Here is a 6,983-nt window from a genome sequence, read left to right on the forward strand (position 1 = left end):
TCAGTCGACCGTGACGGCGTCGAGCACGGGGAGCCTGGCCGCGCGCAGCGCGGGCCACCCGGCGGCCAGGACCCCGACGAGCACCGCGATGCCCACCATGGTGCCGAGCCCGGACCACGGGATCACGAGGTCGGTGAAGCCCGTGCTCGCGAACACGGTCGGCATCCCGGCCGCGAGGCCGACGCCCACCGCGAGACCCAGCACCGTCCCGAAGACGGCGGTGAGGACCGACTCGATGACGATCGTCCCGGCGAGCTGGGACCGGCCCAGCCCGACGGCCCGCAGGAGCCCGATCTCGCGTGTCCGTTCGATGACGGACAGCGCGAGGGTGTTGACGATGCCGAGGATCGCGATGACGATCGACAGCCCCAGCAGGGCGTAGAGGATCGTGAGCATCTGGTTCACCTGGCTCGCGAGGGACGAGATGAACTCCTCGTTGTCCATGACGGACACGATCATGTACGGCTTCGCCGCGGCGGTCACGGCGGCGTCCAGGTCGGCCTGGGACGTGCCGTCGGCGGCCTGGAGGAGCAGCATGGTCGACATCTCGGTCGGTGCCGCGGAGAGCTCGGCGAACACCGTGTCCGGCACGACGACCGGCACGCCCAGGGCGGGCGAGTCGAAGACCGAACCGATGGTGACGTCGGTCGTGCCCAGCTGGGTGCGCAGCGTGAGCTCGTCGCCGAGCTCCCATCCCTCGTCGTCGGCGGTCGCCTTGAGGACCGAGACCTGCCCGTCGGCGAGCGTGTCGAGGCTGCCCTCGACGGCCTCGGTGTTCCACGTCTCTCCGAAGAGGCTCGGGTCGACACCGAGCACGAACAGCGGCGACGCCTCGCCCGCGGGTTCGCCGGAGGCCCCGACGAAGTATCGGTCGGCCGTCATGGAGTCGGCCCGCCCGACCTCCGGCAGGTCGGAGATGTCGGACACCGCGCCCGAGGGGATCGTGCCGGTCGCGGACTGCACGACGAGGTCGGCGAGGGACTCCTCGGTCACGAGGTTCTTCATCGACGCCTGCATGGACACTGCCAGGACGGAGGCCGCCCCGACGAGGGACATGCCGATCATGAGGGCGCCCGCGGTGCTCGCGGTGCGTCGAGGGTTGCGGGTCACGTTGCCGCGTGCGAGCGTCCCGAGGGGCTTGGCCCACGCGACGAACGGTGCGGACATGACGCGCAGGACGCCCCGGGCCACGACGGGGGCGAGGATCAGGGTCCCGGCGACCACGCCCACCGCGCCGAGACCCAGGAGGCCCCCGGTGCTCGCGGTGTCGTCGGCCGCGGCCTGCACGACCGCGAGAACGACGGCACCCGCACCGGCCCCGGCGACGACCGCGCCGACGATCCCGCGGACCCTGAGCGACGCGGCCTGGGCCGGGGCGTCGTCGCGCATGGCCTCGACGGGGGCGACGAGCGCCGCGCGCCGCGCCGGCAGGGCGGCCGAGGCGACCGAGACCACGATGCCCAGCACGAGCGAGACCACGATCATCGACGCGGTGACGGGGATGTCGCCCGCGAGGTCCATGCCCATGGACTCGAACAGCGACTTGAGGGCCGTGACGAGGCCCAGCCCGCCGAGGATGCCGAGCGCGCCGCCGAGCGTGCCGATGATCGCGGCCTGGACCAGGATCGAGGTGAACACCTGGAGCGGAGAGGCCCCGACCGCGCGGAGCAGCGCGAACTCGCGCTGACGCTGGCGGACCGTCATGGCGAACGTGTTCGCGATGATGAACCCGCCGACGAACAGCGAGATCCCGGCGAAGACCAGCAGGAACGTCTCGATGAAGCCCAGCATCGACGCGATGTCCTCGCGGGCCTCGTCGCGGGCGACCTCACCGGTGATGACCTCGACGGGCTCGGTCGGCGACGCGGCCTCGAGGGCGCTCGCGACGTCGTCGCGCAGCTCCTGCTCGCTCACCCCGTCCTCGGCGAGGACCGTGATGGCGGAGACCTTGCCGTCGGGAGCGAACGCCTTCGCCGCGGTGGCCTCGTCGAAGAACACGATGCTCGCCCCGGCCATCGAGGCGCCCATGTCGACGATCCCCGTCAGGGTCGCCTCGGTGATCTGTCCGGCGACGACGATCGTCGTCGTGTCACCGACCGCCAGGCCACTGGCCTCGGCCGTGCCGGCCTCGAGCAGGAACTCGTCGGGGCCCGACGGCGCCGCACCCTCCACGAGCGGGGTCGCGGGGTCCTCGGCCCGGTAGGCGAGGCCGAACGTCGGCGCGCCCGTGGTGGGCGGCGGGGTGCCGTCCGCCCCGACGAGCACGAGCGGACCGGTGTAGTCGGCGAAGGCGTGCGCGACGCCGTCGGCCTCCTGGATCGTGTCGGTGAGGTCCGCGGGGACGGGGTTGCGGACCGCGCCCGCGCTCGCGTTCGCCTGGGTCAGGGCCGAGGACTCCTCCTCGCCGCGGACCAGGACGTCGGCCGACGAGCTGTCGACGATCCCGTCGAACGTCGCGGACAGCATCTCGCGCAGCGAGAACGTGCCCGCGACGAACGAGACGCCGAGCACGACCGCGAGGATGGACATCCCGAGACGCACGAGGTGCGCACGGACGTTGCGCAGGGCGACGCGCAGCATCAGGCGGCCGCCTTCTTGCGCGTGAGGGAGCCCAGGACCGCGAGGACGGAGTCCGGCGTCGGGTCGAGGACCTCGTCGACGATCCGCCCGTCGGCGAGGAACAGGACCCGGTGGGCGTAGCTCGCGGCGACGGGGTCGTGCGTGACCATGACGACCGACTGGCCCAGGTCGTCGACCGACTCCCGCAGGAACGTGAGGACCTCGCGCGACGACGTCGAGTCCAGGTTCCCCGTGGGCTCGTCCGCGAACACGACCGACGGCCTGGAGACCAGGGCGCGCGCGCACGCGACGCGCTGCTGCTGCCCGCCGGACAGCTCGCTCGGGCGGTGCCTGAGACGGTCCGTCAGCCCGACGGCGTCGACCACCTTCGCGAGGTACGCCCGGTCCACGGGCTTGCGCGCGATGTCGAGCGGGAGAGTGATGTTCTCCTCGGCCGTGAGGGTCGGGACGAGGTTGAACGACTGGAAGACGAACCCGAGCCGGGTGCGGCGCAGCTTCGTGAGCTGGCGCTGGTTCATCGTGGAGACGACGAGGTCGTCGACGACGACCGTGCCGGCCGTCGGGGTGTCGAGGCCCGCCATGCAGTGCATGAGCGTGGACTTGCCCGAGCCGGACGGGCCCATGATCGCGGTGAACCGACCACGGCCGAAGTCGACGTCGACGCCCGCGAGCGCGTGGACCGCCGTCGGGCCCTTCCCGTAGGTCTTGACCAGGCCACGCGCGGTCGCGATCGCGTCGGGGGCGGAGGGCGGGGTACCGCCGGCGGTGGCCGCCGGGACGGTGGCCGGGGCAGGGGACGGGGAGGGCATGGCGGGACTCTCTCTCGAAGGGTGCGCGTGCGGACGGCGACCCGGGCGAGGGCGAGCGTCGTGGTGGGGGACCGCCCACGCCTCGCCCCTTCGAGCCGCTGTGCCCATCCTGGCGGCAGCCCGGTCGGCGGAGCATCGGGGATCTCCCTGAAAGAACCCTGAACGTCACCCGAGGGCGTACGGCGTCCGAGGTACGGCGTCCGAGGTACGGCGTCCGAAGGTCGTCGGAGCGCGGAGCGCGGGGCGCGTACGGCAGGCGCCCGCGACGTGCGGCTACGGCGTCGGGGGGACGCCCGGGTCGACGGGCGGCGCGGGGTCCGTCGGCGGCGCCGGGTCGGTCGGCGGCGCCGGGTCGGTCGGGGCGGCCGGGGCGTCGTCCTTGGGAGCCTTGGGAGCCTTGGGGGCGGGCGGGACCCCCACCATGTTCGGGTCGGGGGCCGGGAAGCCCACGACCGGAGAACCCTCCAGCGCGGTCTCCATGAAGGAGCGCCACGTCGGGGCTGCGAGCGTCGAGCCGTACCAGCGCTGCTGGTACTTGCCGTTGATCGTCATGCGGCTCATCGAGACGTCGCTCTCCGCGTTGCCGATCCACACGGCCGTGACGATCTGGGGCGTGTACCCGATGAACCAGGTGTGGTTGTTGTTGTTCGCCGTGCCGGACTTGCCGGCGCTCGGTCGCGAGAGCTGGGACTTCTTGCCCGTGCCCTGCGTCATGACGTTCTGGAGGGCGAAGGTGACGGTGTTCGCGATGTTCGGGTCGAGGGCGTTCGGGTTGCAGTTCGCGGACGGCACGGGCAGCTCGCTCCCGTCGGCCCCGACGATGCGGGTGATCGCGATCGGGTCGCAGTAGGTCCCGCCGCTCGCGAACGTCGCGTAGGCCGCGGCGAGCTGGAGCGGCGAGGAGTTCTGCGTGCCGATCGTCATGGTCGGCATGACGTGGATCGCGGACGCGTCGCCGGTGATCTCGGCCGTGCGGGACGGGCGGAGCCCGATGTTCCACGCCATGTCCCGCACCGCGCACAGGTCGAGCTGGGACTCCATCGTGGCGTAGCCGGTGTTGACCGAGTTGAACGTGGCGCGCAGGACCGGGATCTCGCCCTGGTCGGTCGAGCCGTCCGAGTTGCCGGGCGACCAGGGGATGCGGTCGAGGCGGGCGCACGAGGCGTGGAAGTCACGGTTCGGCACGAACGTGCGCTTGTTCGCGTTGACCGTCTGGTTGAGGGTGCGCCCGGACCGCAGCCACTCCGCGAGGGTGAAGACCTTCCACGTCGAGCCGGGTGAGAAGCCCTGGGACGAGCCGTGCTTCTGGTCGGCGTTGTAGTTGACGGCCGTGGTGCCCGGTGCGGGTTCGCGCGCGACGTCGTAGGGACGGTTCTGCGCCATCGAGAGGATCTTGCCGGTGTGGGGCTCGAGCGCGACGATCGCGTCCTCGATGCCGCTCGGGTCCCCCGGTGGGACGGCCGCGGTGATGGTCGCCTCGGCCGCGGCCTGCATCCGCGGGTCCAGCGTCGTCGTGATGTCGAGGCCGCCGCGGTAGAGCAGCGCCTGGCGGTCCGCCTTGGTCTCCCCGAACGTCGGGTCGGAGGTGATGACCTTGGTGACGTAGTCGCAGAAGAAGGCGGCGCCTCCGGCCGTCTGGCAGCCTCCGGCGACGGGCTGGACCACCAGGGTCGCGGGCAGCGGGGTCGCGACGGCCTCGTCGTGCTGCTGCTGGGTGATGTAACCCTGCTGGAGCATCTTGCTCAGCACGCGGTTGCGGCGCTTCTCGGAGTCGACCGGGTTGGTCACGGGGTCGTACTTGGTCGGGGCGTTGGTGACACCGGCGATCGTGGCGGCCTCGACGACGCTGAGCTCGGAGGCGTGCTTGGAGAAGTAGTGCAGCGAGGCGGTCTCGACGCCGTAGACCCGGATGCCGAACTGCGCGATGTTGAGGTAACCCTGGAGGATCTCCTCCTTCGACATGACGGTCTCGAGCGAGATCGCGAGCTTGGCCTCGCGGGCCTTGCGTCCCAGGGTGTCGTCGCGGGCCGCGCGCATCGCGACCGGGTCGTCGTCGCGCACGGCCTGCTCGATCAGGACGTTCTTGACGTACTGCTGGGTCAGGCTGGACCCGCCCTGGGTGTCGCCGCCCGTGAAGTTGTTGACGGCCGCGCGGGTCACCCCCTCGGGGTCGATCCCCCCGTGCTCGTAGAAGCGGTGGTCCTCGATCGCGACGACTGCGTCCTTCATGGGTTGGGAGACCTGGTCCAGGGGGACCACGATGCGGTTCTCCTGGTAGAACGTCGCGAGCAGCGTGGTGCCGTCGTTGGCGTAGACGCGGGACTGCTCGGCGAGGGGGCCGGGCACGAGCTCGTCGGGCAGCTCGTCGAACATCTTGGTGACGTCCTCGGTCACGGTGTTCGCCCCCGCGGCGAGGGGCAGGAGGAGACCAGCCGCGAGGACGCCCCCCACAGCCGACACGAGCAGGAAGGCCATCAGGAGCGCGAGCGCCTTGACGGCGGAGGTCTGCTGACGGGGTCGTGTGGACTGGCCCATCTGCCGACTGTACGTCTCGCGTCCCGTGGCGGCTCGGCGAGCGGATTTCCGTTGCCGGGGCGTGACCTGGGCGGTGCGGCGAGGTCCACGACGCCGCATCTTGTGCAACTGAGGGGTTGCGCTCTGCATCGATCTGGTGCAACTCTAGAGTTGCAGATCCTGTTCGAGACCCGGTACGACCAGAGAGAGGAACGACCATGACGACCACCGACCAACAGGCCTCGATCGACACCGAGGCGTTCCAGGTGACCCGCACCCTGATCGTGCACGCACCTCCGTCCAGGGTGTGGGCCGCCCTCACGCGCGACGACCTGATCGCTGGGTGGTTCGGCCAGGAGGCCCACCTGCCGGACCTGCGCGTGGGCGGCGAGGGGACGTTCGGCTTCGACGGCCACGGACGGTTCGCCGTCCGCATCGAGGAGTACGACGAGCCGACGGCCTTCGCCTTCACCTGGACCAACCAGGCCGGCGCCGAGCTGCGCCCCGACAGCTCGACACTCGTCCGGTTCACGCTGACCCCGGAGGGTGAGAGCACCGTGCTCGCCGTCGTCGAGTCCGGGTTCGAGCGCCTCGGGGACCGCGCCGAGGGTGCCATGGCCGACAACCGCTCGGGATGGACCGAGGAGCTCGACGAGCTCGTCGCGTTCCTCGAGGGGCCGGGGATCCCGGCGGGCAACGACCCCGCCGAGGACGTCACGCGCTCCGCCGACGGCCCCGCGGCATGAGCACGGAGACGCTGGCCCCCGTGTTCGCGGCGCTCGCCGACGACACGAGGTGGCAGATCCTGCGGGAGCTGGGGCGTGCGGACCTGTCGGCGTCCGCGCTCGCGACCGTCCTGCCCGTGACTCGGCAGGCGATCGCCAAGCACCTGGCCGTGCTCGCCGAGGCCGGGCTGGTCGAGCCCGTGCGCGTCGGGCGCGAGGTCCGCTACCGCGCGATCGGGTCCCGCCTGGCCGAGACCGCCCGAGCGCTCGACGCGATCGGCGCCGAGTGGGACCGCCGCCTCGCCGCGATCAAGCGGATCGCGGAGGGGTAGCGGCTTCGGTGCCGAGCATGCGG

The 6,983-nt window shown here is 71.7% G+C and carries 5 protein-coding genes; 2 read left to right on the top strand and 3 right to left on the bottom strand.

Going from position 1 to position 6,983, the window contains the following annotated elements:
- The 3 genes from ACFRCR_RS15285 to ACFRCR_RS15295 all read right to left on the bottom strand — a co-directional run bounded on the left by ACFRCR_RS15285 (nucleotide 1) and on the right by ACFRCR_RS15295 (nucleotide 5,924).
- Nucleotides 1-2,580, bottom strand: coding sequence for an ABC transporter permease (locus ACFRCR_RS15285; protein ID WP_377678700.1), 2,580 nt, complete (start codon nucleotides 2,578-2,580; stop codon nucleotides 1-3).
- A complete protein-coding gene (locus ACFRCR_RS15290) occupies nucleotides 2,580-3,389 on the bottom strand; it encodes an ABC transporter ATP-binding protein (RefSeq protein WP_377678702.1) in 810 nt (269 codons plus the stop codon). Before ACFRCR_RS15290 ends, ACFRCR_RS15285 begins: the two co-directional genes overlap by 1 nt.
- A 273-nt stretch (nucleotides 3,390-3,662) precedes the next feature.
- Nucleotides 3,663-5,924, bottom strand: a complete 2,262-nt coding sequence (locus tag ACFRCR_RS15295) for a transglycosylase domain-containing protein (protein ID WP_377678703.1) — start codon at nucleotides 5,922-5,924, stop codon at nucleotides 3,663-3,665.
- Nucleotides 5,925-6,121: 197 nt separating this feature from the next.
- On the opposite strand from ACFRCR_RS15295, the gene ACFRCR_RS15300 reads away from it, so the two are divergent.
- Nucleotides 6,122-6,649, top strand: a complete 528-nt coding sequence (locus ACFRCR_RS15300) for an SRPBCC domain-containing protein (protein WP_377678704.1) — start codon at nucleotides 6,122-6,124, stop codon at nucleotides 6,647-6,649.
- Entirely contained in the window at nucleotides 6,646-6,960 is a 315-nt protein-coding gene (locus tag ACFRCR_RS15305) for an ArsR/SmtB family transcription factor (RefSeq protein ID WP_377678705.1), read from the top strand. The genes ACFRCR_RS15300 and ACFRCR_RS15305 overlap by 4 nt, the downstream gene beginning before the upstream one ends.
- The last annotated feature ends 23 nt before the right edge of the window (nucleotides 6,961-6,983 follow it).

Source organism: Oerskovia sp. NPDC056781 (assembly GCF_042789955.1).
Classification (GTDB): domain Bacteria; phylum Actinomycetota; class Actinomycetes; order Actinomycetales; family Cellulomonadaceae; genus Oerskovia; species Oerskovia rustica.

Coding starts and splice junctions, on each gene's coding strand:
- ACFRCR_RS15285 (WP_377678700.1), bottom strand. CDS start 2,580: ATGCTGCGCGTCGCCCTGCGCAACGTCCGTGCGCACCTCGTGCGTCTC.
- ACFRCR_RS15290 (WP_377678702.1), bottom strand. CDS start 3,389: ATGCCCTCCCCGTCCCCTGCCCCGGCCACCGTCCCGGCGGCCACCGCC.
- ACFRCR_RS15295 (WP_377678703.1), bottom strand. CDS start 5,924: ATGGGCCAGTCCACACGACCCCGTCAGCAGACCTCCGCCGTCAAGGCG.
- ACFRCR_RS15300 (WP_377678704.1), top strand. CDS start 6,122: ATGACGACCACCGACCAACAGGCCTCGATCGACACCGAGGCGTTCCAG.
- ACFRCR_RS15305 (WP_377678705.1), top strand. CDS start 6,646: ATGAGCACGGAGACGCTGGCCCCCGTGTTCGCGGCGCTCGCCGACGAC.